The organism is Natronorubrum sulfidifaciens JCM 14089, assembly GCF_000337735.1.
Classification (GTDB): domain Archaea; phylum Halobacteriota; class Halobacteria; order Halobacteriales; family Natrialbaceae; genus Natronorubrum; species Natronorubrum sulfidifaciens.
Genome location: NZ_AOHX01000047.1, coordinates 33194 through 57624, shown reverse-complemented (window position 1 = coordinate 57624; position 24431 = coordinate 33194). Strand labels below are relative to the sequence as shown.

General features: G+C 63.3%; 21 protein-coding genes and 2 tRNA genes. 13 read left to right on the top strand and 10 right to left on the bottom strand.

The window, feature by feature from the left end:
• Positions 1 to 165: 165 nt before the first annotated feature.
• On the bottom strand, positions 166 to 1323 hold the full coding sequence (locus C495_RS15750) for a CBS domain-containing protein (RefSeq protein ID WP_008164685.1): 1158 nt from the start codon (positions 1321 to 1323) through the stop codon (positions 166 to 168).
• Between the two features lie 103 nt (positions 1324 to 1426).
• On the opposite strand from C495_RS15750, the gene C495_RS15745 reads away from it, so the two are divergent.
• The 4 genes from C495_RS15745 (at position 1427) to C495_RS15730 (ending at position 4402) form a co-directional block, all read left to right on the top strand.
• Positions 1427 to 1735, top strand: a complete 309-nt coding sequence (locus C495_RS15745) for a lycopene cyclase domain-containing protein (RefSeq protein WP_008164684.1) — start codon at positions 1427 to 1429, stop codon at positions 1733 to 1735.
• Positions 1736 to 1810: 75 nt separating this feature from the next.
• Positions 1811 to 2587 (top strand): CAP domain-containing protein, encoded by a 777-nt coding sequence (locus C495_RS15740; protein ID WP_008164682.1) that lies wholly within the window; start codon positions 1811 to 1813, stop codon positions 2585 to 2587.
• A gap of 99 nt (positions 2588 to 2686) precedes the next feature.
• A complete protein-coding gene (locus tag C495_RS15735; protein WP_008164680.1) occupies positions 2687 to 3478 on the top strand; it encodes a YihY/virulence factor BrkB family protein in 792 nt (263 codons plus the stop codon).
• Between the two features lie 111 nt (positions 3479 to 3589).
• Complete coding sequence (locus tag C495_RS15730; protein WP_008164679.1) at positions 3590 to 4402, top strand: midas domain-containing protein; 813 nt, start codon at positions 3590 to 3592, stop codon at positions 4400 to 4402.
• A gap of 31 nt (positions 4403 to 4433) precedes the next feature.
• Here C495_RS15730 and C495_RS15725 read toward each other — a convergent pair whose 3' ends face one another.
• Together C495_RS15725 and C495_RS15720 are read right to left on the bottom strand one after the other, a co-directional pair.
• Positions 4434 to 5342 (bottom strand): AEC family transporter, encoded by a 909-nt coding sequence (locus C495_RS15725; RefSeq protein WP_008164677.1) that lies wholly within the window; start codon positions 5340 to 5342, stop codon positions 4434 to 4436.
• 280 nt (positions 5343 to 5622) lie between these two features.
• Positions 5623 to 5697, bottom strand: a tRNA-Val gene (locus tag C495_RS15720).
• Between the two features lie 183 nt (positions 5698 to 5880).
• Here C495_RS15720 and trpD point away from each other — a divergent pair.
• Genes trpD through trpG form a run of 4 tightly spaced genes read left to right on the top strand, consistent with a single transcriptional unit; the run spans position 5881 to position 9876 of the window.
• On the top strand, positions 5881 to 6897 hold the full coding sequence (gene trpD / locus C495_RS15715; protein ID WP_008164674.1) for an anthranilate phosphoribosyltransferase: 1017 nt from the start codon (positions 5881 to 5883) through the stop codon (positions 6895 to 6897).
• Positions 6894 to 7562 (top strand): phosphoribosylanthranilate isomerase, encoded by a 669-nt coding sequence (locus tag C495_RS15710; protein ID WP_008164672.1) that lies wholly within the window; start codon positions 6894 to 6896, stop codon positions 7560 to 7562. Before trpD ends, C495_RS15710 begins: the two co-directional genes overlap by 4 nt.
• Positions 7559 to 9235 (top strand): anthranilate synthase component I, encoded by a 1677-nt coding sequence (gene trpE / locus C495_RS15705; RefSeq protein WP_008164664.1) that lies wholly within the window; start codon positions 7559 to 7561, stop codon positions 9233 to 9235. Before C495_RS15710 ends, trpE begins: the two co-directional genes overlap by 4 nt.
• Positions 9232 to 9876 (top strand): anthranilate synthase component II, encoded by a 645-nt coding sequence (gene trpG / locus C495_RS15700; protein WP_008164651.1) that lies wholly within the window; start codon positions 9232 to 9234, stop codon positions 9874 to 9876. The genes trpE and trpG overlap by 4 nt, the downstream gene beginning before the upstream one ends.
• A gap of 12 nt (positions 9877 to 9888) precedes the next feature.
• Here trpG and C495_RS15695 read toward each other — a convergent pair whose 3' ends face one another.
• Positions 9889 to 10071, bottom strand: a complete 183-nt coding sequence (locus C495_RS15695; RefSeq protein ID WP_008164650.1) for a hypothetical protein — start codon at positions 10069 to 10071, stop codon at positions 9889 to 9891.
• A 439-nt stretch (positions 10072 to 10510) separates the two neighbouring features.
• Here C495_RS15695 and C495_RS15690 point away from each other — a divergent pair, with 439 nt between their 5' ends.
• Positions 10511 to 13624 (top strand): adenosylcobalamin-dependent ribonucleoside-diphosphate reductase, encoded by a 3114-nt coding sequence (locus C495_RS15690; RefSeq protein ID WP_008164649.1) that lies wholly within the window; start codon positions 10511 to 10513, stop codon positions 13622 to 13624.
• A gap of 116 nt (positions 13625 to 13740) precedes the next feature.
• On the opposite strand, the gene C495_RS15685 is transcribed toward C495_RS15690, so the two are convergent.
• Positions 13741 to 15369 (bottom strand): BCCT family transporter, encoded by a 1629-nt coding sequence (locus C495_RS15685; RefSeq protein ID WP_008164648.1) that lies wholly within the window; start codon positions 15367 to 15369, stop codon positions 13741 to 13743.
• Positions 15370 to 15778: 409 nt separating this feature from the next.
• Between C495_RS15685 and C495_RS18525 the strand changes: the two genes are divergently transcribed.
• Entirely contained in the window at positions 15779 to 15913 is a 135-nt protein-coding gene (locus tag C495_RS18525) for an HVO_2523 family zinc finger protein (RefSeq protein WP_008164646.1), read from the top strand.
• On the opposite strand, the gene C495_RS15680 is transcribed toward C495_RS18525, so the two are convergent.
• Positions 15910 to 16629: a TVP38/TMEM64 family protein gene (locus C495_RS15680; protein WP_008164645.1), complete on the bottom strand. Its 720-nt coding sequence runs from the start codon at positions 16627 to 16629 to the stop codon at positions 15910 to 15912. The two genes, C495_RS18525 and C495_RS15680, sit on opposite strands and share 4 nt — an antisense overlap.
• 97 nt (positions 16630 to 16726) lie before the next feature.
• Between C495_RS15680 and C495_RS15675 the strand changes: the two genes are divergently transcribed.
• Complete coding sequence (locus tag C495_RS15675) at positions 16727 to 17122, top strand: DUF5830 family protein (protein WP_008164643.1); 396 nt, start codon at positions 16727 to 16729, stop codon at positions 17120 to 17122.
• A gap of 41 nt (positions 17123 to 17163) precedes the next feature.
• On the opposite strand, the gene C495_RS15670 is transcribed toward C495_RS15675, so the two are convergent.
• Complete coding sequence (locus C495_RS15670) at positions 17164 to 18438, bottom strand: DUF7115 domain-containing protein (protein WP_008164641.1); 1275 nt, start codon at positions 18436 to 18438, stop codon at positions 17164 to 17166.
• Positions 18439 to 18541: 103 nt separating this feature from the next.
• Between C495_RS15670 and C495_RS15665 the strand changes: the two genes are divergently transcribed.
• A tRNA-Met gene (locus C495_RS15665) sits at positions 18542 to 18695 on the top strand.
• A gap of 537 nt (positions 18696 to 19232) precedes the next feature.
• Here the strand turns inward: C495_RS15665 and C495_RS15660 are convergent.
• The 3 genes from C495_RS15660 to C495_RS15650 form a co-directional block, all read right to left on the bottom strand.
• On the bottom strand, positions 19233 to 19532 hold the full coding sequence (locus C495_RS15660; RefSeq protein ID WP_008164639.1) for a HalOD1 output domain-containing protein: 300 nt from the start codon (positions 19530 to 19532) through the stop codon (positions 19233 to 19235).
• A gap of 109 nt (positions 19533 to 19641) precedes the next feature.
• Positions 19642 to 22791 carry a PAS domain S-box protein gene (locus C495_RS15655; RefSeq protein WP_008164638.1) on the bottom strand — a complete coding sequence of 1050 codons (3150 nt, stop codon included), beginning with the start codon at positions 22789 to 22791 and terminating at the stop codon, positions 19642 to 19644.
• A 102-nt stretch (positions 22792 to 22893) separates the two neighbouring features.
• Positions 22894 to 23223: a cupin domain-containing protein gene (locus C495_RS15650; protein WP_008164637.1), complete on the bottom strand. Its 330-nt coding sequence runs from the start codon at positions 23221 to 23223 to the stop codon at positions 22894 to 22896.
• A gap of 131 nt (positions 23224 to 23354) precedes the next feature.
• Between C495_RS15650 and C495_RS15645 the strand changes: the two genes are divergently transcribed.
• A complete protein-coding gene (locus tag C495_RS15645; protein ID WP_008164636.1) occupies positions 23355 to 24422 on the top strand; it encodes a 2,3-butanediol dehydrogenase in 1068 nt (355 codons plus the stop codon).
• Positions 24423 to 24431: the final 9 nt, after the last annotated feature.

The window sequence follows — 24431 nt, the reverse complement described above, 5'->3', positions numbered from 1 at the left end:
GGCTGGTCTGGACACGATACATGAACGATTCGTCGGCCTGCGTCGAGCAGCCACTCACGGAGTCGTCGCGAAGAAAAACTGCGGCTGGTTCGTAGGTGGGACGACCCCCGAGGGGATGGCGACGGGGTCTTTCCGGGCGTTGCAGCCGGCGGCGCGACGGCCCGATTACAGCTCGTTCAGTTTGCGCAGGAGCTGACCGCGGTACTCCTCGTCGCTCGTGATGCCTTTGATCTCCAAGACGTTGCGCTCGAGTTTGTCGATGGCCACGCGGAAGGCGTTCTCCGCACCGTAGCCTTCGCCGGTGCCGGCGACCTGTCCTTTGTTCGTCCGCAGGCGGACCTGACACTGGACAAGCGGGGTGCCACGGAGCGTCTCGTTGTGCTCGTGGAAGCGCACGTGGGCGTGCATCACCTGCATGTCGGCGTACTTATCGGAGACCTGCTCGATGCTCTGGACGATCGACTCTCGAGTGATCGTATCGAGCATCGAGATGTTGGTGATCTGGACGTCCATGTGCTCTTCTTCGGTGAACGTCAGCGCACGCAGCACGTCCGTCTTGGTGACGACGCCGATGACGACGCGGTCGTCGTCCTCGGGCGTGACCATCAGCCCGGCGTAATCCTGCTCGAGCATCTGCTCGACGGCGTCTTTGGCCGTCGTGTCGAGTGTCGTCGTCGCGACGGGACTGGTCATGATGTCGTAGATGGGGACATCGAGCAGTCGCTGGGAGTCGCCGACGCGGTCGCCGGTCGTCGTCGTGTGGTTCTTTCGGATGGCGAAGTCGGCGATGTCGTGGGTCGTGACGACGCCGGAGAGGTAGCCGTTCTCGTTGACGACGGGCAGACGGGAGATTCCGTGCTCTCGGAGGTGGTTGATCGCCTTGCCGATTCCGTCGTCTTCCGCGAGTGTAACCGGATCGTCCGAGTAGACGTCCGCGACGGTGAGCGTGTCGAGGTTCTCGAGGACGGCCTCGAGGATCGCGTCGCCGCTGATGACGCCCCAGAGGTCGCCGTGTTCGAACACCGGTGCGACCTTCGAGTTGCTCTCGATCAGGACGCGTGCGGTCTCCCGGACGTCTTCGTTCCGGTCAACTTTGGGTGCCGGCGAGTTCCGGCTGGGTTTGATCAGTGCCGACACTTTCGCGTCGTCCTCCACGTGGGACTGGAGGACCTCTCGTTCGCTGATGACGCCCTCGTACTCCCCATCATCGGTGACGATAATTCCCTTGGGATTGCCGTTGTCAAAGGTCGAACGGACCTTCCCCATACGCGTGCCAACGTCGACTTCGATATATTCCGTGGTAGCGATATCAGCGATATTCATGTTCCTACTTCGGTATACTCACGCCGGGGTTTTGAACATACCGCACGTTCTAGCTGGGTGGGTTCAAACCCGATGTTTTTGGCTTGGCCATCGTACACACGGTATGGCCCTCGACATCAGTGTCCTCGGTCGGTACACCTATCTCGCGACGGAGCTGTTCTGGGGTACCGTCGCCGTCCTGTTGCTCCGGCGTGCAGACGCGCTCCGAAAAGCCGCCATCACGATCCTCGCACTGTATCCCATCGCCTACGTCTGGGATCGCTACACGCTTGCGGTCGGCGTCTTCGACATCAACCTGCGAACCGGGATCGACATCGCCGGGATTCCACTCGAGGAACACCTCTTTATGGCCGTCGTGCCGGGACTCGTCATCGGCTTTCACGAGACGATCTTCGGCGATGAACAGTCATAATCGCTATCAGGAGCGCGTGTCAGTGGCTGCAACTGACCACGACTGTCTTATTTGGGCACCACGTTCCGAAGGATAATGGATCGACGTCCCGCAGCTGCCTCGTCCGACGGTGACCGCTCGGATCGGGCCGTCATCCGAACACTCCTTCGGTTTTTCGTCGCTGTCGCCGTCATCGGCGCACTCGCCCTCGGAACCGCCGTGCTGGCACCGACCGTTCTCGAGGACCTCGGCGTCGACGACACCGAGTTCGCGGTCCCCGATTCGATTGACACCGACTCGCTGCCGCCACCGAGTTCGAACCCGCCGCCGGCAGGCGAGCGAAACCCCGCCGTTACCGACCCGGCTGATCCCAACGAGTCGGTCTATGAGACCGACGTCGAGCGGGTCGACTCGGCGACCGTCGAGGACTTCGTCCACGCCGAAGTCAACGACCGCCGGGCCGAGCACGGCCTCGAGCCACTCGAGTGGGACGGGACGGTTGCGTCCGTCTCACGCGCACACAGCCACGATATGGCCGACCGGGAGTACTTCGATCACGTCAACCCCGACGGCGAGGAGCCGATGGATCGCTTCACCGCCGTCGACGACTACTGTCGCGGCTACGGCGAGAACATCGCACAGACGTGGGTCGACCGTCCCGTCGAAGGCCCCGGAACCAGCGACACGGCTCACTATCAGAGCGCGGAGGCGCTTGCAACGGGACTCGTCGATCAGTGGATGAACTCCACGCCCCACCGTCAGGCGATCCTCGAGGAAGGGACCGTCCCTGACTGGGATCGTGGCGGTGTCGGCGTCTACATCGCCGACGATGGGGCGGTCTATGCGTCGCACAACTTCTGTGTCGAGTGGTGAGCCGACACCGGCCGCGTTCGACCGCGACCGAAAACGGCACTCAGAGCAGAAACTGCGGTCAACTGACAGACCTTTGGTGCTGGCCGTGCTCGTCTCGGTATGGACGTGTCTGAGACGATCATCTCGGTTTATCGCACGGCAAACGATCGCGATATCTCCTTTCTCGCAGCGGGATTTGCCTACTACGCGTTCGTCTCGTTGATCCCGATGGTGTTGCTCGCACTCGTCGTCGGCTCGTTGTTCGGCGGTGAAGACGCGGCCGAACGACTGATCCTCGTCGCCGGCGATTTCCTCCCCGAAGCGGGCGAAGACCTCGTCAGGGACGCGTTGACGACCGAATCCGGGCGCGCGGAGGCGACCGTCGTCGCGCTGGCCGTCGCCGCCTGGGGTGCGCTCAAGGTCTTTCGCGGTCTCAGCCTCGCGTTCGATAAGGTCTACGACGAGGTCGTCGAGGACACACTCGTCGATCAGATCAAAGACGGCCTTACCGTAATCGTCGCGGGCGCAGGCGCGATGGTGTTGATGATCGTAATCGGGACTATCCTCGGGCTTGCTGCCGACCTCGTGCCGTTTGCCGGCCTGTTGAGTTGGGTCACGCTGCTTCTCGGTCTCGTGCTCGTCTTCGTACCGATCTACTACGTCCTCCCACCGATTCCGGTGACGCTCACCGACATCCTCCCCGGTGCCGTCTTCGCTGCCGTGGGCTGGACGATTCTACAGGTCGGCTTTCAGCTGTACGCCGCCAACGCCGGTCAGTATCAGGCCTACGGCGCAGTCGGTGTCGTCTTGCTTTTCGTCACCTGGCTGTATTTCGCCGGCATGTTGATCCTCTTCGGCGCGGTGCTCAACGTCGTCCTCTCGAGGCCGGAACTGGCCGAGCAGCCGGCCTGAGTCGAGCCCGCTCGAGCGTGCTCCGAGGCCATCGTCGATCCGGATGCAGTCACTCGCCGTGACGGTCCCACTGGGCAACAGTTATGGTCTCCGCAGGGACAGACGTGCACAATGAGCGACGAGCAGCCCTCCGCGAACGAGTCTGGAGCCGACTCGAGCGGGTCGACCGACGCTGACAGCGACTCGAGTGACAGTCTCGAGCCCGGCGGCGGCCCCCAACGCGTCGTCTCCGAGCAAAGCGTCGACGACATTCTCGCCTCGCTCGACGAGACGAAAGCGACGGCCGACGACTCGAGCGACGGACTCGACGGCACGGCGACTGACACGGACGACTCCGTGACGACCGAGTTCGACGAAACCGACGTTCCTGCGGCCGATTCGGTCGGCGACGATGCAGCCGACGTGGACAGCGATCAGCCGGACAGTGTGACAGACCACGAGGCCAGCGCCGACCCGACGGCCGCCGACGTGACGGATACGGCACCAACACCAACCGAACCAGCTGCCGACAGCGGAGTCGAGACGGGAACCGACGCTGCGACAGCGATCGATGCGGCGGCGACGGCGATCCCCGACGACACCGAGCTGGACGACGACGCCTCGCTCGAGGAGCTCGCGGCCCGCATCGAAGACGGCACCGTCACCGGTGCGGACGTCCGCGCCGCCGAGGCGGGATCGGGGCGGGAGTCAACGCCCGACGTCGACGAGATCGAGCTCTCGATGGACGACCTCGAGGCGACACAGGCACAGTCATCGGCCCCGAACAGCGCGAGCGAGTCTTCAGGGACCGGTCTCGGCGACGATGCCGGTCCACTCGCCGGCTCGATCGACCGTGACGGCGACTCGAGCGACGAGATCGACGAGGGGAACGACAGCGAGGGAACCGGCCTGTTCAGCAGAATTAAACGGTTTTTCGGCGGTTGAACTGATCTTCGAATCGGGCTGTCCGACAGTATCAGCCAACCAGCGAGATGAGGACCAGTAACGACCCCATCGAGAGCAGCGTCGTCACGAAGACGTTCAGCGACGCGAACTCCGTGTCACCACCGAGTTCGGCCGCGAAGACGAACGTCGAGACCGCGGTCGGCGTCGCGAACATCACGACCGCGGCGGTAAACGTCGCCGTATCGACAGCCAGCGCCGAGAAGACGACCCACGCGAGCGCGGGCATACAGACGATTTTCAATGCGACGACGGCCCCAGTCGCGCCGTAATCGATTGTCGGCAGGTCGACCTCGAGTGACGCCCCGACACAGAGCAGTGCCAGCGGCAGCGCCAGCGAGCCGACGGCGTCGAGGCCAGTCGCAACAGGGCCGGGAACCGCGAGCCCGACCGAGCCGACCGTGAGGCCGACGAGCAACGAGAGCAACACGGGATTTTTCGCCAGCCCCCGAAGCTTCGGTCCAAGCGCCGCGTCGGCACCGTTGAGCGTCGACAGGATCAGCACCGACAGCGGCAACTGGACGAGCGTCACGACGCCGAGGATCACGCTCGCGATCGCCGTCACCGCCGGGTCGAACGTTGCGGCGATGAGCGGGACGCCGAGATAGCCGATGTTCGAGTGATACGACTGGATGACGGCCACGCTCTGACGCCCCCTCGAGTCCCGATTTCGGTGGACGAGCCATGCCACCCCCGCCGTCGTGAACAGGACGAACAACAGTCCCACGAACAGCGCCGGCGAAAGGAGCTGGCCGATCGCCTGGTCGTACGTTGAGACGAAGATCAGCGCCGGCAGCGCGACGAAGTAAGCGACCGTGTTCAGTCGTGCCGTCCGGCCAGTGTCGAGGATACCCGATGCTCGCAGCCCCGTTCCAAGCAGCAAGACGACGAGCAACCCTGCCAGCCGGCCGACGACCTCCATACTGGCCTCGAGTCGACTCGCACGTTTCTACCGTTCGGTTGCGACCGATGGTGTGGCTGTATGATACGTCTGAGTCGAACCGAAGAACAGGTTGACGGACCGAACGACTCGCTGCGCTCGTCGGTTGTTGTTCCGTCAGAAATGGGTTGGGGCAGATTTGAACCTCGCCAAGACGTTCCGGGTCGCTCACTTCGTTCGCTTCCCGGGCTGCGACTTGTCTGGTTCAAACTGCCCAACGTAACGAATCTGCTGCTCGCGGATTTGCTCGCAGCAAAATTAGTGGGTTGGGGCAGATTTGAACTGCCGGCCTCCTCCATGTCAAGGAGGTGTCATAACCAGACTAGACCACCAACCCGCCTGGTTTCGCTTCCGTGGCGTCCGTCGCCACCTCGTCTGCATTCAATCGTTGCCCGCCACGGTAATTGAAGGTTTCGAATCGGAAGCCGTACGGGAGGGAGCCCCACGCATTCCGGCGACACGTTTAAGTCGATGTACTGATTTGGACATTACAAGACAACTACGTACATTGGTGTTCACTATGCAGGAATACGTCGAACGGGTGACTGACGGTCAGAACCTGACACAAACGGAGGCTCGAGCGGCCTCGACGGCGGTGTTCGAGGGCGCAACGGAGGCACAGATCGGCGCACTGCTTGCGGCACTGCGTGCGAAAGGCGAAACGGAAGCGGAGATCGCCGGCTTCGCGGAAGGGATGCGCGAGGCGGCCCGAACGATCTCGCCTGACCGAGAGCCGCTGGTCGACACCTGTGGAACGGGTGGGGACGACTACAACACGATCAACGTCTCGACGACGAGTGCGATCGTCGCCGCCGGGGCTGGTGTCCCGATCGCAAAACACGGCAACTACTCCGTCTCCTCGTCGTCGGGCAGCGCCGACGTCCTCGAGGTCGCTGGCGTTGATATCGAGGCCGAGCCACCGGCCGTCGAGACCGCGATCGAACGCGACGGCATCGGCTTCATGCTCGCACCGGTGTTCCACCCCGCGATGAAAGCCGTCATCGGTCCGCGCAAGGAACTCGGCATGCGGACGGTCTTTAACATCCTCGGGCCGCTGACGAACCCCGCGGGCGCAGACGCACAGGTCATCGGCGTCTACGACCCCGACCTCGTCCCAACGCTGGCGGCAGCGCTCGCCCGGATGGACGTCGACCGCGCGCTGGTCGTCCACGGTGCGGGCACCGACGAGATCGCCATCCACGGCGAGACCACCGTCGCGGAAGTAACCGGCTCCGACCTCGAGCAGTACTCGCTCGAGCCGTCCGATCTCGGCCTCGAAGCACACGACATCGCGGATATCGCAGGTGGCTCGCCCGAGGCGAACGCCGACGACATGCGCGGTATCGTCGAGGGCGACGTGACGGGCGCAAAGCGCGACGTCATCCTCGCGAACGCGGGTGCAGCGACCTACGTCGCGGGCGAGGCCGACTCGCTCGAGGACGGTGCCGATATCGCACGCGAGGCGATCGAGTCCGGTGACGCGGCGGCGAAGTTCGAACGCCTCTGTGAGGGGGCTGCTGAACAGGTACAGCGATGACGCGCGTCAAGGTCTGTGGACTGACGACCGAAGCCGACCTCGAGACGGTCGTCGACGCCGGTGTCGACGCGGTCGGGATCATCTGTGACGTCACTGTCGACACGCCACGAGAGGTCGCAGTCGATCAGGCTCGAGCCCTCGTCGCGGCCACGCCGCCGTTCGTGACGACGGTGCTCGTGACGATGCCGTCCGACCCTGACCACGCACGCGAGCTGGTCGATGCGGTCGGACCGGATGTCCTCCAGATCCACGGCGGCCTCGAGCCGGACGCCCTCGACCGCTTGCGGTCGACCATCGACGCGCAGTTCCTCTACGCGGTCGGTGCCGACGACGCGACGAACGCGGCCGCCTACGACGGCGTCGTCGACGCCCTCCTCGTCGATACACCGGGCGAGGACGGCGGTGGCGGCACCGGTGAAACCCACGACTGGGAGCGAACTCGACAGGCCGCCGCCGACCTCGAGTCGCCGTTGATTCTCGCCGGTGGACTCACCCCCGACAACGTTGCGGACGCGGTCCGGACGGTCGAGCCGTTCGCCGTCGACGCCGCGAGTGGGGTCGAAGCCGACGACGGTAGCAAGGACCCGACCGCAGTACACTCGTTCGTCGACCGAGCAACGACCGCCCATCGAGCAGTAGAGCCGGACACGCCCCATCACCCATGACTGACGCAGCCCCCCCATCGAACCCGACGCCGACGCTAGATATCGACCGCGAGACCTTCTGCGAGTATGCGGGCACCCGCGAGAATCGGCCGGCAGTCGTCCGAACCGTCGCTACCCTCGACGTCGAGACGACGCCGCTTGCAGCCTACGCCGCCCTCACCGGCCGCTCGCCCTCGAGCGACCGGGAGCGATCGTCGTACGCCTTCTTACTCGAGAGCGCGGAGAAGACCGCCTCGAGCGACCCGGACGGGGCGTTCCGCCCGAGTTCGACGCGAGCGGACCGCCACGCGCGCTACTCCTACGTCGGCTACGATCCGGACGCCGTCGTCACGGTCGAACCCGAGGGGACGACCGTCGAGGCGCTGAGCGACGATGCGCCGCTGGACCTCGTCGAGACAGACGCCGACGGCGACACCGTCGACGCACTCCGGGCGGCGATGCCCGATGTCGACTTCCCGAACGCACCCGACCACGAACGTCAGCATCTGACCGGCGGGCTGGTCGGCTTTCTCGCCTACGACGCCGTTTACGACCTCTGGCTCGAGGAAGTCGGCCTCAAGCGACCCGACTCGCGGTTCCCGGACGCCCAGTTCGTGCTGACGACGAAGACGCTCGCGTTCGACGAACACGAGGGGACCGTCTCGCTGGTCTGTACGCCGGTCCTCGAGGCCGATGACGACCCCGACGCGGTCTACGACGAGATTCGAGCCGAAGCACGCGCGGTCGCAGAGACGTTGCAGACGGCCGACCCACCGGACACGGGCGGATTCGTCCGCGACAAAGAGGTCGCCGTCCCCAAAGCCGAGTACGAGGAGAGCGTCCGTCGGGCGAAAGAACACGTCCTCGACGGCGACATCTATCAGGGCGTCATCTCCCGAACACGAGAGCTCTACGGCGACGTCGACCCGCTTGGGTTCTACGAGGCGATGCGCGACGTCAACCCGTCGCCGTACATGTATCTGCTCGACCACGGCGATCTGACCGTCGTCGGCGCGAGTCCCGAGACACTGGTCTCCGTGCGCGGGCGCGAAGTCATGTCCAACCCTATCGCCGGGACCTGTGACCGGGGCTCGAGTCCCGTCGAAGATCGCCGGCTGGCCGGCGAGATGCTGGCCGACGAGAAAGAACGCGCCGAGCACACGATGCTGGTCGATCTAGCGCGAAACGACGTGCGTCGGGTCTCCGAGGCTGGCTCGGTCCGCGTCGACGAGTTCATGAACGTCCTCAAGTACAGCCACGTCCAGCATATCGAATCGACCGTGACCGGAGCGCTGGCAGCAGACGCCGATGCCTTTGATGCGACCCGCGCGTCGTTTCCCGCCGGAACGCTCTCGGGCGCGCCGAAGATCCGCGCGATGGAGATCATCGACAACCTCGAGGCCAAGCCACGCGGGCTCTACGGCGGTGGCGTCGGCTACTACTCCTGGACGGGCGACGCGGATTTCGCGATCGTGATCAGAACCGCAACCGTCGAGGAAGGTGACCGAGACCGGATTACCGTTCAGGCCGGAGCCGGACTGGTCGCCGACAGCGACCCCGAAGCCGAATACGAGGAAACCGAGAAGAAGATGGGTGGCGTGCTCGCAGCCCTCGAGAAAATCGAGCTGTCGACCGACGACGGCGAAGACGGGGCGACCGACACCCTCGAGACGACACCGGAGGTGAGCCGATGAACGCGACGAGCGAGCAGTCGGCTACCGACACGGATGCGGAGGCGCTGACAGTACTGTTCATCGACAACTACGACTCGTTTACGTACAATCTCGTCGAGTACGTCAGCCAACTGCCGGGCACCGAGACCGAGATTCTGAAAAACACCGCCGCGCTCGAGGACGTCCGTGCCGTCGACCCGGATGCGATCATCATCAGTCCGGGGCCGGGCCATCCGAAAAACGACCGCGACGTCGGCGTCACGATGGACGTACTCGACGAACTCACCGAGGTTCCGACGCTCGGCGTCTGTCTCGGCCTCGAGGCCGCCGTCTACGCCTACGGTGGCACCGTCGGCCGGGCACCCGACCCGATCCACGGGAAGGCCTCGGCGGTCGACCACGACGGCGAGGGCGTCTTCGAGGGACTCGAGCAGGGCTTTCGGGCCGGCCGCTATCACTCGCTGGTCGCCACCGAAGTGCCCGACTGTTTCGCGGTGTCGGCAACGGCCGAACACGGCTCGGAGACGCTCGTCATGGGGGTGCGCCACCGCGAGTACCCACTCGAATGTGTGCAGTTCCATCCGGAGAGCGTCCTGACGGCTGTTGGGCACGACGTCATCGAAAACTTCCTCGAGTCGGTGGCTGCACACGCAACTGCGTAGCGTTCGTCCGTTTCAGACCCCGGGGAGCAACTCGAGAGTCCCGGTTGCCCACAGTGCGGCGAGAACAACGGCAGCGACGAGACCGAGACGAACGGCCAATTTAATCGCAATGCGGATCGCAACAATGGCGACCGCAAAGGCAGCCAGTCCCGCCAGAATGAGCAGGATGGTCGAGGAGGTCAATGGTTCGAACATACGGAACACCCCGTACTACAGGGACGTAATCTTTCTGGATGTGATGAGAGAGTACTAGTCGTGACCGTCAGGAAATATAAACAGTCTATGCAGGTGGAATTCCAAGGTCGTGGAACTGAAAATCGACCGACAGAGGGGCAGTTCATGGTCGTTTCGGTCACTTTCAGTTCGGTCTGAAAATCGTTAAGGCCGTTCGCGTTGTAGTTGCTCACAGCACCGATTACGGTCATTTCGGCGATCGTGATCGAACGGAAACCCAAACAGTACAGAGACATCTATGAAACTGGTATTGTCCTAGTACAAGCAAAGTAGGAGGAAATACCCAGTTTTAAGATGCATGGCTGACTATCGAACCTTCGTTACGAATGATGGAATTCAGGACTTCCCCCTACACCAGAATCGACACCCGGAGACGGGATACCCACGAGGTGACCCGCGCGTGAGCGACTCGGAGCTCTCCGCGGCTGAGTTGACCCTCCCGATCAAACGCACCGACGGCGACACGCTCGAGGAGCGGATGACCGCCAACGCGTATCAGAACATCCTGCCCGCGCGCTATCTACGCAAGGACGCCAACGGCGAACTCATCGAGGAGCAAGAGGACCTCTTCGACCGCGTCGGCAAGAACGTCGCCCTCGCCGAGGCCGTCTACGAGGCCGACAAGCTCGACCTCGAGGTATCCGTCACGCCCGACCAGCTCAAGCCCGACCACCCACGCCGGGACGAACTCGCCGAGGAGGTCTTCGGTGAGGGGACGTCCGTCGATGACGACGTCGAAACCGAACTGACAGAGCACAACGTCAACAAGTTTGCCTACGAGACGGTCGTTCCGGAACTCCCCGAGGAGGTCCGCGAGCACGTCGAGGACGTCGCCGAGACGTTCATCGAGGGGATGGAGCACCTTTCCTTTATGCCGAACTCGCCGACCCTGATGAACGCCGGCGACGAACTCCAGCAGCTTTCCGCGTGTTTCGTCATGAGCCCCGACGACGACCTCTCGGACATCCACGAGACGGCAAAGAAGGCCGCGGAGGTCTTCCAGTCCGGCGGCGGCGTCGGCTACGGCTTCTGGCAGCTGCGCCCCTTCGGCGACTCGGTCGGCTCGACGGGCGGTATCGCCTCCGGCCCGATCACGTTCATGCGAACGTACGACCAGCTCTGTGAGACGATCGCACAGGGTGGCACCCGACGCGGTGCGCAGATGGGGATCATGCGGGTCTCCCACCCGGACGTCATCGAGTTCATCCACGCCAAGAACAAGGACGTCTCGCTGGCCCACACGCTGCGACTGAACGACCCCGACGACTACACCTACACGACCTTCTCCGAAGCCCTCGAGGAAGCTCGCGAGCTGATCGACGAGGAAGGACGCGTTCCGAAACATCTGCGCAACGCCGTCGAAGGCCATCTCTCTAATTTCAACATCTCCGTCGGCATCACCGACGGCTTCATGGACGCCGTCAAAAACGGCGAGGAGTTCACGTTCACCAATCCGCGAACCGAGGAACCTCATATCGCCACCGAGGAGACCAAGGAGATGTACAGCCGCTACGACCTCGGCGAGCACGTCGAGGTCGGCGAACCGCTGTCGATCCCCGCCGAACTCATCTTCGATCGCATCGTCGAAGGCGCTCACGAAAACGGCGAACCGGGCGTCATCTACCTCGAGCGAGTGAACAAGGAGCACTCCTTCGACATCGAAGAGCAGGAAGACCACCGCATCCTCGCGACAAACCCCTGTGGCGAACAGCCACTCGAGGAGTACGAGGCCTGTAACCTCGGCCACATCAACCTCTCGACAGTCGCTGACCAGAACGCACCCGACTGGCGTGTCTGGAGCGAGGAACACGGAGAGGAGTACGACTCCCACGAGGCGGCCGTCGCGGCCTTCTTAGAGGAGGCGATCGACTTCGAGGAGTTCGACGAGCGCATCGAGTACGGAACGCGCTTCCTCGAGAACGTCGTCACGATGTCCGACTTCCCGGTCGAAGAGATCGAGCAGAAGGTCCGAGACATGCGCAAGATCGGCCTCGGCATCATGGGGCTTGCCCAGCTCTACATCCAGCTCGGCATCAAGTACGGCAGCGAGGAGGGCAACGAGGTCGCCAGCCAGCTGCTGACCCACATCAACCACGGCGCGAAGGCGACGAGTCACGACCTCGCAACCGAGCGTGGCTCCTTTAACGACTGGGACGACTCGAAGTACGCCGAGCCGACCGAGTACCGCGAATGGTTCGAGAAACAGACCGGCGAGGACGCCGACGACTGGGCCGATGGCTTCCCGATCCGCAACCACAACGTGACGACCATCGCCCCGACCGGAACGACCTCGATGGTCGGCAACACGACGGGTGGCTGTGAGCCGATTTACAACGTCGCCTACTACAAGAACGTCACCGACGACGTGCAGGGCGACGAGATGCTCGTCGAGTTCGACGACTACTTCCTGCGCACCTTAGAGGCCAACGACATCGACGTCGAAGCCGTCAAAGCAGAGGCCCAAGAGCAGATGGCCACAAACCAGTTCGACGGCGTCGAAGGGCTGTCGACGGTGCCAGACGCCATCGGCGAACTGTTCGTCATCACCTCGGACCTCTCGGCGAAACAGCACGCGGCCGTCCAGTGTGCCGCACAGAAAGGCGTCGACTCCGCCATCTCGAAGACGGTCAACGCACCGAACGACTCCTCGCTCGAGGACGCCAAAGAGGTCTTCGAGTGGGTCTACGAGAACGGCGGGAAAGGCGTCACCTACTACCGCGACGGTACCCGCTCCAAGCAGGTGCTGACGACGCGAGCCGACAACGCCGACTTCGCCGACGAGACGGAAGCTGCACAGGCGCTCATCGAACAGATCGACGAGATCTTCGGTGGTCTCGAGGCGTTCCTCGAGAGCGAGGACGTCCGCGAGGTTCTCGAGGAAGACGTCGACTCGCTGGTCGACGAGGCACGCCAGCCGGTCGAGGTCGACTTCACCGAGAAGCGCGAGCGGCCAGATGCGCTCCAGGGCGTCAGCCAGCGTATCGACACCGGCTACGGCAAGGTCTACGTGACGATCAACGAGGACCCCGAGACCGGCCAGCCGTTCGAGCTGTTCGCGAACATCGGCCACTCCGGTGGCTTCACGAACTCCTTTACCGAGGCGCTGGCGAAGGTCATCTCGACCTCGCTGCGCTCGGGTGTCGACCCCGAGGAGATCGTCGACGAACTCTGTGGCACGCGCAGTCCGAAAGTCGCCTGGGACAAAGGCGAGCAGATCCAGTCCATCCCGGACGCCATCGGCACCGCGATGCGTCGCTACCTCGAGAGCGAGATCGACAAGCCGTACCCGACCCAGCAGACGCTCGAGGATGCGGCTGATGCGGGCGCGGACGCCGAGGTTGACGGCCCACAGACCGACGGCGGAGCCGCTGCGGCGAGCAACGACGACGACGACGCCATTCAGGACCTGATCGACGCCGGCGAGTCGCCGGAGTGTCCTGACTGTGGCTCGCTGTCGCTGTACTACTCCGAAGGCTGCAAGACCTGCGAGTCCTGTGGCTGGAGCGAGTGCTGAGAAGCGACTGAACCGACCGACCGAAACCGCGACGTCGTTTTTTCGATCGCTCTGCATCGGACAGCACTGACCAGCGGTGCGTCCACGCTGGTCGTCCGGAGACGACTCGATCGCCGTCAGTCGTCGTCTCCGGGAACCGCGTCCGAATCGCCGCTCGAGGGCTGTTCCGGCCGCGAGCCGACGATCCAGGCGTCATCCTGTAAGAGCACGCGTCCGAACTTCGCGCTGAACTCGCGGGCGAGCCCGAGCAATGCGAACAGACAAACGAATGCGAACGGGCCGCCCGTGATGATCGCGGCCGACTGCAGGGCGTCGACACCGCCGAGGATCATCAGGATCGCGGCAGTCATGCCGAGGACGACCCCCCAGAAGACCCGGTTGATACTCGAGGGACTGGCCTTGCCGCCGGTGGTCATCATCGAGACGGCGAGCGTCGAGGAGTCCGCTGACGTAATGAAGAACGTGGTGACGAGGATCATAAAGGCGATCATGAACACGGAGCCAAGCGGGAACGCCTCGAAGAGGGCGAAGCCAGCGACCGGCGCGCCGTGTTCGCCGACGGGGCCGAGGATATCCGTGACGCCGTTGTGCTGGGCCCAGACGGCAGAGCCGCCGACGAAGGTAAACCACGGAATCGTCGCCCCAGAGGTCGCAGCGATGCCCGTAAACGCGACCTCGCGGACGGTGCGTCCTTTGGAGATCCGGGCGATGAACAGACCGGCAAACGGGGACCACGAGAGTGCCCACGCCCAGTAGAAGACGGTCCAGTCGTTTGCCCACTGGGTGCCGCCCTCGACACCCGCGCCGGTGAACAGACTCATCGAGACGAAGTTCGTCACCATGCCGCCGAAGGCCTGTGTTCCGAGCAAGACGAGAAACACCGTCGGGCCGACGATGAACGTCGCCACCATGAGGACGACGAAGAGAATCATATTGAAGTTCGAGAGCCGGCGAATGCCGCGGTCGACGCCGAGCACCATCGAGATCGTAAACAAAAGCGTCATCGTCGTCACCACGAGCAAGATCCCGGTGTTCCCCAGATCGATCCCCCACTGGTAGTCCAGTCCGGTGACGAACTGGCTGCCGATAAAGCCAAGCGAGGTCGCGACGCCGCCGATCGTCGCGAAGACAGCGATGATATCGATGAACTTCGCGGCGTTCCCATCGAGGTTATCCTTCCCGAGCAGTGGGGTCAGCGCCGAGGAAACCCGCAGTGGGACGGAGTCGTAGTTGTACGCGAAGTAGCCGATCGCGATCCCCATGATCGTGAAGACGGCCAACTGCGGGAGCGCCCAGTGGAACAGCGTCTGCTGGACGGCGACCGTCATCGCCTCCGCCGAGCCACCGGAAACGTCGAACAGCGGCGAAGGGTTGTCATAATAAAACAGCGCCTCAGTCGGCCCCCAGAAGACGACCCCGGCGGCGAAGCCAGCCGAGTACAACATTGCGAAAAACGAGAGGAAGCTGTACTCCGGCTTCTCGTCGCCCAACCTGATCTTCCCCCACGGCCCGATAATCAGGAACAGCAAGAACAAGACGATCAAGAAGACGATCAACAGCAGCGCCCAGTTCAGATACTGGAGCATCGACTCGTTTGCCACCCCGATCGCGTTTTCGACGGTCGTCGGGCTGATGAAGTAGAGTGCAATGATTCCGACCGAGAGGCCGGCTCCGAACAGGAAGACGATCGGGTCGAGTTCCTCACGGAAGCGACCCACGGCACCGAGATCATCCGAATCAGCCATCGCGCCGCCCCCGTTCGCTCGACACTGGTCCCGATTGTCTCGGGCTTCCGCCTCGTTGCTGCATGACAGTCGAGTCCGTCTGCCAGAAGCAGCCACCGCTTCCCGAGACGACCCGCTCGACCGACCGGTCGTCCACCTTCGAGTGAATCATGGTCTCTGGTAACACCACACACATGAACCACGAACTGGTTATTAACGCTATGCATGTTCATTTATCCGAGAAAATACTGTGTGAACGTTTTCGACTACGGCAGCTGCGCTCGTGAGGCGGACCCGGTTGTATCAGTCGACTCCGGTGTGTTCATGCCGGTGGCAGCCATCAGTACACCCCACCAGATGGCGTGTAATCGACCGATATCTCCGACGCGCAGTCCGCCGCCGGGAACGTGCGCTCGAGCGCTGATAGACCGTGACTGACACCGAAACCCACCACGCGGGCGGGCCGCCGTGTCCGTTCTGTGAGACGGCGATGTACAAGCGCCACTGCAAGTACGTCTGTCCACAACACGGCGTCATCATCGACTGCAGCGATCCGTTCCGTTAGCCGTCGGTCTGCCGATCGACGGGCTGTCGTGGTGGCTGTGACCGGACAGTGCGATAGACGGGGCCTGCAAGCAACGCCACCGCAGCGAGGAGACAGGCGACTGTGAGTGGGATGCCGAGTTCACCGAGCCCGTCCGTCGTCACCGTTGCCGCCGACGCACCGACGACGACCGCCGCAACCGTCCAGGGAAGTTCGCCGAGTGCCGTCCCAACCACGAGTTCGCGAAGCCGGACATCGCTAACCGCTGCCGCACACGTCGAGATGTCTGATGGGATCGGAGCCAGTCGTGAGACCACGACGCCGCGGATCGGGCCCGCAGTTTCGTAGTATCGTGAGACGGTCGTTTCGGTTCGTTCGAAGAGGACGCCAAACCAGCCATCACGCAGCGCTGGCGTTGTGTCCGTCTCGCCGGCACCGATCCAGCGGACAGCGATGAACACGGGAACAACGGTCGCAACAACACCGATCAGCGCGATCGGAATCCCGAGGGTGACGCCGTAGCCGTAGCCAACGACAACCGCAAGCGGCGTCGTCGGCAGGACAAACAGCGGCCGCAGGAGATAGAGACCGACCACGACGAGGCCGAACAGATAGGGATCGGCTGCGACCGACTCGACGACCCCGAACATCGCGGTCGGGGAGACGAGCACGCCCGCAACGGCGATCGCACCGAGTACGACTGCACCGACGAGCAGCCGACTCCGTTTCGGTAACATCGGTACTGATCTCAATACTCTCTCGAGTGATGAAACCGTTGTGTCTTTTCGGGCAGCGACACAACGTTTATTCGTGCCGGGCCGACACCACACACCGATGGACCGCGACGAGCCCGGAACCGAGCCCGTTGACGCCACTGACGACCGGGTCGCACTCGGACTGGCGCTGCTCGAGCGACTCGAGCACGAGTCACTTCCACTTCCTGAGGTCATCGACCGAATCGAGACGGTGACGACCGATCCGACGGTGACGCGAACGATCCTCGACGAGGCCGAACTCAGGGGAATCATCGAGCGTGAGGACGGAATCATCCGCCCGAAGAGCCGCCAGTACGTACGCTTCGAGCAGGACGTCATCACCAAGGACGGGGAGTTCTCGTGCCAGCGCTGTGGTATGGGGCTGTCGACGGGCTATTTCATCAAACTCGATGCGGGCGAGTTAGGCCCCTATGGGTCTTCCTGTATCCGGAAGGTGACGGGGCGTGAGGACTGACAGACGAGGCTACAAGGCCGTGTTCTGCCGACAGAAGACCGTTATCGGCGCGCTCTGAGCTCTGCGATCAGCTGTTCGATCGTCTGTTGTTGGCGCTCGATCGTCTCCGTCTGCTGTTCGACGGTCGACTCGAGCGACTCGAGGCGCTCGAGGAGGTCGCTGTTGGCGACCTGTTCCGCAGCCGCGGTGGTGTCGTCGGTATCCGTTGCCGTGTCGTCGATCTCGCCACCGAGCAACGAGCCCGACTCGAGCACGGAGTCGTGGGCGTCTCGATCCCGGTCCGGCTCGGTCGAAGCCGGTGCGTCGACGTGTTCGGTCGCTGAGTCGGTCGATTCGTCGGCCGGCATCTCGAAGGTGGTGGCCGTGGTTTCGGTGTTCGGCTCCGTCGTCTCTGCCTGTGCAGACTCACCGGTGGGCTGTGTCTGTGAGCTGTTTTGCTGGCCGTACTCCGCACGTCCGTCACTTGCGTCGTGTGCGTGTGCCGGCTGTTCGGCTGTGCTGGCAGCCGTCGAGCTCTCTGCGAGCGGGTCGGTCGATTCGACGGATGTCGGATCGGTCGTCTCATCGACAGCATCACCGCTGTCGTCGTTCAGTTCGGGCGGGTTTGCATCGAGTGGATCGACACCGTCGCCGAAGTCGACCGACGCGCGGTTGCGCTCTTGATCGGAGTCGGCGTCATCGCCGACCAGTTCGTTGAGTGCTGCCAGCGAGCCGACGTCGTGGTACTCGAACAGCGCGCGCTTGAGCCGTTCGCGAAGGTCGTTGGCTTCCTCGTTGGGTGCTTTGATCCGCTGTGGCCGGCCGTCGACCGCGAGGACGATCTGCGTGGCGACGCTGCCGTCTTCGAAAGAGAGGCCAGTCACGTCCGCGAACTCGTACTCCTCGTAGTCGCCGTCCCAGACCGCCGCGCCGATGTGTTTGACCAGCCGATCGCTCGTGATGATCAGCGTCAGTTCGCTAAAGCGGTAGGTCTGGACGACCGTCTCGCCCGGCTCGGTGATCCCGTTGCCGTTCAAGACGCCGGCGAGCACCGGATGGAGGACTGCGTCGGTCTTGCTCGCGGGAACGGTGAACTTCTTGGTCCCCTCGAGTGGGTACTCGAGGGAGAATGCGGTTTTGCGTCGACCCTCGGAGAGTGTCAATCGGTCGGCGTCATGTGGGTACTCGTCGACTGATTCGTCGCTCAGGAGGCCTTCGGAGTTGTAGACGAGGGTGCTCGAGGGGGTGATAAACAGTTCGTCGTCACCGCCGAGAGAGACTCGTGCCGCGATTTCCTCGCCATCAAGAGTAGAGTGGACGATTCCGGGAACGCTCATGCGCGGGTAGTTGGGAAGGCCGTGTGATAAATCCGTGGGTCGGCGTTACACGCCCGGACGGAATGAGAAGCTTAAAGAAATAGTCGGCACTATCAGGAAACGAGCCCGGGTGGCTTAGCTGGACATAGCGCCGCACTCATAGGGTTCAGAGATTCGGTGCGGTTTCGCCTTGGAAGCCTCCGTGTCCCCACGAGGACTCTGCCGAGCCTCGGACCTGGGACATGCGGAGATCGAGGGTTCGGAGCCCTCCCCGGGCACTTTTTCGAAGGAGTCACGAGCCGATGAGTGACGACGCCATAAAATGCCCCGGAAGGCGGAGAGCCCGGTGGTCTTCGCGAGCTTGCTCTCTCGTCGGTTCGGAGCCCTCCCCGGGCGGGCACTTTTCCAACGAAATCACGTCCGTAGGGAAAACTTCGATCCGGTGGTTTTGCGTGAGCGATGGCGGAGCGAAGCGGCGATGCTATCGGAACGATCGCCGACGCGAAAAGGGGACGGAACGGCTCGATGCCTGAGAGGGAGTGCTGTCGCCAGCAACCGCCGATCGCCGACCCGTGCCGGCGATCGGCAGGAAATCGGTACACTGCGCCTATGAGACGTGTTCTATCACCCTATCCCGGCTCGTCGCAGTGTGGCTCGGTCGGTCTCTTGTCTCACTTTCCCACTGATCACCGACCCCGCCCGCCTTGGTGGTCGACAGTACGTGACGACTGTAGTCCGTCTCAGGCTGTTTCGAGGCGGAGCCCCCGGCCTCAAGGAGCGAGGTCGCAAGACCGAGCAAAGTAGGGAGGGGTCGGTTACGCTGTTTCGACCTGAATCTCGCCGTCGGCGTAGACGGTCACCAGACAGTCGTTGTATTCGAAGACGACCGACCCGCCGGATCGAAGCCCCTCTGCACGGGGTTCGAACAGTCGCTCGAGTGCGTCAGTGTTGATCGTGTAATGCAGCGGCTCGAGTGTCGTGAGGTCTTCGTTGCAAAACGTGGCAACGGCATCAGCGACAGCGACACTCAGTGGTTCGGTGTCGAGTCGGTCATACTGTACGGTGTAGCGATCATCTGTCGACAGAGACGACGTCCGTGAAGTCATTTCAGTCATTAATTCTGCGCACCCCCAATCGATGGGAAGACAGTGGTGGCTTGACGAGTGTGAGTAAAGAGTTTGATTGTTAACTGTATAACCGAAGCTGCTTCGGATGGTTAATCAGTTAACCACGGTTCGACGTCCCATCGAACAGCGCCGTAAAGAGCTTCTGTTCGGTGGCTCTGATGTGTTTGTGAAACGCGGGCGATGAAATCTCGAGCGAATCCGCGAGGGCTTCGCCGGTGGTCCGGCGCGGCCACTCGAAGAAGCCGCCGTGGTAGGCCGTCTGGACGACTTCCCACTGGCGATCAGTCAGGCGTTCGAGCAGCGAGTTGCGTGCGGCGATGTCGATCGTCGACAGTTCGTCCGTCGACTGCTCGCGGCGGGCGATCATCGACGCTGGGAACCCGCGACGGCCAAGCCCTGCCAGAACGTCTCTGATTTCGATCGTCTCCGGGACGTCGACGATCGCTCGGCTGCCGGTTCGGTCGGCGACGAACGAGCGAAGCGTTCCACCCTGTGTGTCGACAGCGGAGCCAAAGAACGGCTCGGGACACTGGAGTTGCAACAGCGTTTCCGCCGCTGTTTCGGTGATCACCGAAACCGTCTGAATCCCCTCGAGATCCTCGAGCGTTGCGGTATCGGCTGGAACGTCGTCGGTGTCGACCGTGGCGAACACCGTCGAGACGCCGTCCGCTCGCACCGTCTCCCCTTCGTACTCGAGACGGGTCGCCAGTCGGTCGGCGAGTCGACACAGCGGTGAGTCGTCGTCCAGTTCGAGTTCGAGTTCGACTGTCCCAACACCGTCGGGACGGTGTGTGGGTTTTCGTTTGACCGCGTCGATCGCGTAGCCGATCCGCTCGCCGAGATCCGCGAGCATCGATCGAAGCGGGGCGTCGAACGCGTCTCGATCGTCACCGTAGAGGGAGACGACACCGTACAGGAAGTCGTCGTACACCAGCGGGACGGTGTACACCGACTGGATGGTTCGCGAGAGGGCCTCGACGCGCCAGGCACCATCACGAACCGCACCGGCGACGTTCTCGATGTACACCGTCTCCCGTGTCCGTGCCGCACGCCCCGTCGGTTCGGCTGCGGAATCGTCGACGGTCGTGACCGCAACCGCATCGAGATAGCCACGATCGAGGCCGGCTTGTGTGCGTCCGTGGAGCTGATTCCCACCCGGGTCGGGCTCGCCGATCCAGACGAACGAACAGGCCTCGAGATCCGCGAGACGGTCACAGATGCCCTGTTCGATCTCGGTTCGAGAGTCGGCCATCAACAGGAGCTGTTCGATATCCTGTCTGACCTCGTTTGCGTCGTTTATTCGCTCGAGGTGGGCGTTCTGTTGCTTGAGTTCGCGTTCGCGACGGTGGAGTCGATGGGTGCGCCCGATCCGGTCGAGGGCGGCTTCGGCCGTCGCAGCAAAGAGCTGGGCGAGTTCGAACGTCTCGTCGTCGTACTGGCCGGGTTCGGGGTCGAGGGCGACGAGCACACCGTGTTCGCCGATCGGGACGAAGAGCCCGCTGCGGGCGGCCGCCATCGAATCGGACACTGACGCCGAGTCCCTGCTGTCGTCCAACCGCAACGGCGTCTCGCTGACGAACGTCTGCCAAGTGCTGCTGTCGGTGGGTTCGAGTCGCGGTGGCGTCCCGATCGTCGACTCGAGTTCCGGGGCGTAGGCTGCCGGCAGCAGTTCGTTCTGGTGCTCGTCGAAGCGGTAGACGACGCTCTCGAGGTCGAGAACGTCGGCGGCGACGTCGACCATGTACTCACAGGCGGCCTGTTTCGATTCGACAGTCAGGAGATGTCTCGTAGCCTCGTGTAAGACGTTGAGCGTCTCGTGATACTGTGTGCGCTCGGTGATGTCGACGGCTGTTCCGATCACGCGCTCGAGGGAATCGTCCGCGATAATCGGCTGCCACCACGCTTCGAAGACGCGGTCCTCGAGCGTCGTCACCGAGTGGACGGCCTGCCCGTCTAACGCCGTCTGTGCATCCTCGAGCACAGTCGAATGCGTGTCGAACACGTCGAACACCGACTCGCCGACGATGTCAGGCCCACAGCCATCGATGTGATCGAGCGCGCGCCCTTCCGCAAGCGTGATCGTCCCGTCGACATCGAGGACGAAGAGTACAACCGGGACGTTCTCGACGAGCGTCTCGAGTCGCTCCGTTCGTTCCTCGAGTGCCCGGTTGCGCTCGACTCGGTCCGTCACGTTCCGGAAATACACCGAGATGCCCGAGGGGGAGGGGTAGAGCCGGACGGCGTACCAGCGATCAGCCGGCTCGTAGTACTGCTCGAGTGACGTTGGCTCTTGGGTGTCCATCGCCTCGAGTGCTGCCTCGTGGAAGACCGTCCCCTCAAGCGCGGGGAACTCCTCGAGGACGCTGCGTCCGAGAACCGCCGACTGGTCGACACCGAGGAGGTCGGCGGCCCGTTCGTTGAGATAGGTAAGGCGGTGCTCCGAATCGAGCGCGTAGAACGCGTCCGTCACCCGTTCGAACGACTCGTCGAGTTCTCGTTCGACGTGGTGGCGATCCGTCACGTCCTTGATCGAGATGACGATCCCACCACCCTCCTCGAGCCAGTTCGTGAGGACGGCTTCGTGGACGAACCAGCCGTCGGTTGCGTGCTGGAACCGATACTCCACGGTCGTCGTCTCCCCGGTCGGCCGCTCGCGAAGGTCTTCGATCGCAGTTCGAACGGCCGCCGTGTCCTCCGGGTGGACGTGTGTCGTGAGGTGAGTGTCGAGCACCGTCTCCGAGTCCACACCGAGTGCGCGTTCGACGGTCTGTCCGACGGACGTGATCGTCCCCTCGGCATCGATGACGAGCAGGAGATCCGACGACTGCTCGAGCAGCGTCTGATACCACGTCTCCTGTTGGGCGACCGTCTCGCGTGTCGTCACGAGCTGTGTGGCCTGCCGCAGCCGGTGTTCGAGCAGTGCCGGCGCGTCGACTGTCGATTTCCGAACGACGTCGGACACACCCGCGCGCTGAAGTTCCTCGAGTGTCTCGCCATCCACTGACTCGACGGCACAGACGACTGCACACGCCCCACTGATCGCGGCGAGAGCGTCGGGGTCGTCGGTCAGCAGACAGTCCACGTCGGCAAGCGTGTCGGCCTCGAGGTCGGCCTCCGATTCGAACGGCCCGCGAACCGTCACGGCTCCGTCCTCGAGTGCAGCCGTCGCCGTCTGCAGCCACGATGACGAACCGACGACGAGGAGACGAAGGTGGGCCGTTTCAGGGACACCGAGACCGCGATTCATATCTTCGATGGGAACGGCACGGATAAAAAACTCGTGTTCAGTACATGAATGTGCATACTCATCGCCAACGGCTGCGATCGCGGCCGCGTTTGAAAGCCGTCCTTACGACGGCAGCGGGCAGAGACTCGCCGTGAAGACGACCGTCTCGTCGGTGTCGTTTCGTGCGCCGTGGACGACACCGCGGTCGTGACGAACGACGCCGGGCGCGGTGATCTCCTCGTGTTCGTCGTCCTGTACGACCGTCACCGTCCCCTCGAGGACGTGAAACACGTTCGTACTCTCGGGGTGGTCGTGGGCCTCGAGTTCCGCGCCCGGCCCGAGCGCGAACGCCTTGACCAGCACGTCATCGGTGACGACCAGTTCCGCGGTTTCGATCTCGCCGTCGGCCGGCTCGAGGTCGGTACGTGCAGCGTCGTATTCGTCGAGCGACATACCATCCGTTTCGTGGCGGCGACGTAAATGCGATACTGCTATCGGAGATTGCTCGGTCAGCCAGCGACCGATTTCATGGTCCTTGCCAGCTATGAACATGGCTTTATTTGGCTTCGAGGAGAATTGGCAGTATGCGTTCTGCCGTATTCCATGGCCGAGAAGACATTCAGGTCGATGAGATCGCCGAACCAGCCGTTGAGCGTGACGACGTACTGATCGACGTCACGGCGGCGGGGATCTGTGGCTCGGATCTACACGAGTACGCGGCCGGTCCGATCTTCATTCCGGGCGACGACCCGCATCCAGTGACTGGAGAGACGGCCCCGATCTCGATGGGCCACGAGTTCGGCGGCGAAGTCGTCGAGGTCGGCGAAGCCGTCGAGGATATCACCGTCGGCGACATCGTCACCGTGAATCCGATCCTCTACTGTGGCGAGTGTCGATACTGCGAGGACGGCGCGTACCACCTCTGTAAATCCGGCGGGTTCACCGGCCTCTCCGGCGGCGGTGGTGGCTTCTCGGAACAGATCACCGTCTCGAGCGAGCAGGCGATCCCAGTGCCCGACGACGTGCCGGCCGAGTACGCCGCGCTTGTCGAACCGTTCAGTGTCGGCCTGCACGCCGTCCGGAACGCCGGGTTTTCCGCCGGCGACTCGGTCGCCGTCTACGGCACCGGCCCGATCGGGCTGACAGTCATCCAGGCGGCGAAGGCCGCGGGCGCGAACCCGGTGTACGCCGTCGAACCCCAAGACGCCCGACGGGAACTGGCTGCCGAGGTCGGCGCGGACGAGACGCTCGATCCGATCGACACGGATGCACCTGGCACGATCATCGACCGATCTGACGGCGGCGTGGATGCCACGTTCGAAGTCGCCGGGATCGACCAGACGGTCCGGGATGCGATTCGCTCCGCCAAACACGACGGCTCGGTGACCATCGTCAGCATCTTCGAGGAATCCATCGAGATCGAACCGAACGACATCGTCCTTGGCGAACGCACCGTCTCCGGGACGCTGGCGTACGAAGGCGGCCCCAAAAGCGACGTCGAGTTCGGTGCCGTCATCGACATGTTCGCCGACGGGACGCTCGATCCCGAACCGCTGATCACCAGCCGGATCGATCTCGAGGAGATCGTCGACGGCTTCGAGACTCTGCTGGGCGGCGAGCACGACGAGATCAAGATCCTCGTCGAGCCCTGAGCCACGTCC

Bases quoted from the DNA above. Each gene is read 5' to 3' on its own strand.
- trpD (WP_008164674.1), top strand. From the start codon at position 5,881: ATGCAGGAATACGTCGAACGGGTGACTGACGGTCAGAACCTGACACAA.
- C495_RS15710 (WP_008164672.1), top strand. From the start codon at position 6,894: ATGACGCGCGTCAAGGTCTGTGGACTGACGACCGAAGCCGACCTCGAG.
- C495_RS15725 (WP_008164677.1), bottom strand. From the start codon at position 5,342: ATGGAGGTCGTCGGCCGGCTGGCAGGGTTGCTCGTCGTCTTGCTGCTT.
- C495_RS15670 (WP_008164641.1), bottom strand. From the start codon at position 18,438: ATGAGCGTTCCCGGAATCGTCCACTCTACTCTTGATGGCGAGGAAATC.
- C495_RS15685 (WP_008164648.1), bottom strand. From the start codon at position 15,369: ATGGCTGATTCGGATGATCTCGGTGCCGTGGGTCGCTTCCGTGAGGAA.
- C495_RS15680 (WP_008164645.1), bottom strand. From the start codon at position 16,629: ATGTTACCGAAACGGAGTCGGCTGCTCGTCGGTGCAGTCGTACTCGGT.
- C495_RS15645 (WP_008164636.1), top strand. From the start codon at position 23,355: ATGCGTTCTGCCGTATTCCATGGCCGAGAAGACATTCAGGTCGATGAG.
- C495_RS15675 (WP_008164643.1), top strand. From the start codon at position 16,727: ATGGACCGCGACGAGCCCGGAACCGAGCCCGTTGACGCCACTGACGAC.
- C495_RS15695 (WP_008164650.1), bottom strand. From the start codon at position 10,071: ATGTTCGAACCATTGACCTCCTCGACCATCCTGCTCATTCTGGCGGGA.
- trpG (WP_008164651.1), top strand. From the start codon at position 9,232: ATGAACGCGACGAGCGAGCAGTCGGCTACCGACACGGATGCGGAGGCG.
- C495_RS15735 (WP_008164680.1), top strand. From the start codon at position 2,687: ATGGACGTGTCTGAGACGATCATCTCGGTTTATCGCACGGCAAACGAT.
- C495_RS15745 (WP_008164684.1), top strand. From the start codon at position 1,427: ATGGCCCTCGACATCAGTGTCCTCGGTCGGTACACCTATCTCGCGACG.
- C495_RS15740 (WP_008164682.1), top strand. From the start codon at position 1,811: ATGGATCGACGTCCCGCAGCTGCCTCGTCCGACGGTGACCGCTCGGAT.
- C495_RS15750 (WP_008164685.1), bottom strand. From the start codon at position 1,323: ATGAATATCGCTGATATCGCTACCACGGAATATATCGAAGTCGACGTT.
- C495_RS15660 (WP_008164639.1), bottom strand. From the start codon at position 19,532: ATGACTGAAATGACTTCACGGACGTCGTCTCTGTCGACAGATGATCGC.
- C495_RS15650 (WP_008164637.1), bottom strand. From the start codon at position 23,223: ATGTCGCTCGACGAATACGACGCTGCACGTACCGACCTCGAGCCGGCC.
- C495_RS15730 (WP_008164679.1), top strand. From the start codon at position 3,590: ATGAGCGACGAGCAGCCCTCCGCGAACGAGTCTGGAGCCGACTCGAGC.
- trpE (WP_008164664.1), top strand. From the start codon at position 7,559: ATGACTGACGCAGCCCCCCCATCGAACCCGACGCCGACGCTAGATATC.
- C495_RS15655 (WP_008164638.1), bottom strand. From the start codon at position 22,791: ATGAATCGCGGTCTCGGTGTCCCTGAAACGGCCCACCTTCGTCTCCTC.